Annotated in this window: 1 protein-coding gene; it reads left to right on the top strand. The window is 41.0% G+C overall.

All coding sequences use genetic code 11. The annotated features are described in order from the left end of the window. Window positions 1–11 precede the first annotated feature (11 nt). On the top strand, window positions 12–446 hold a 435-nt coding region (locus SB717_RS33740), incomplete at its 3' end, for a reverse transcriptase/maturase family protein (RefSeq protein ID WP_410907167.1).

Genomic DNA, 446 nt, shown 5'->3' with positions numbered 1-446 from the left:
AAAAAAAGTGGGTGTTCGAAGGAGATTTCTTAGGATGTTTCGACCATCTTAATCATAAGTGGATAGTGGAACAGACATCTATGTTTCCGGGAAACACTCTCATTAAAAGGTGGCTTAAAATGGGATACGTAGAGCAGGATATCCTTCGTACGACAACAGAAGGAACCCCTCAAGGGGGGATCGTGTCTCCCCTTCTAGCTAATATCGCTTTATGCGGTATGGAAGAAGAGATTGGTATTGTTTATAAAAAGACATACAAGCCAAACGGAGGATATAAAATTGATCCAAAATGTAAGATAGGACGTGTTCTCTACGCAGATGACTTCGTCATCGTAACGGAAACGAAGGAAAACGCGGAAAGCATGTATGGGAACCTCGCTCCTTACTTACAAAAACGAGGAATTACACTTAGTATGGATAAAACTAGGGTTACACATATTGAGGAC

The organism is Priestia sp. SIMBA_032, from assembly GCF_046535215.1.
Taxonomy (GTDB): Bacteria; Bacillota; Bacilli; order Bacillales; family Bacillaceae_H; genus Priestia; species Priestia aryabhattai.
The sequence above is the reverse complement of the archived record's forward strand: the minus strand, read 5'-3'. Positions and strand labels throughout refer to the sequence as shown.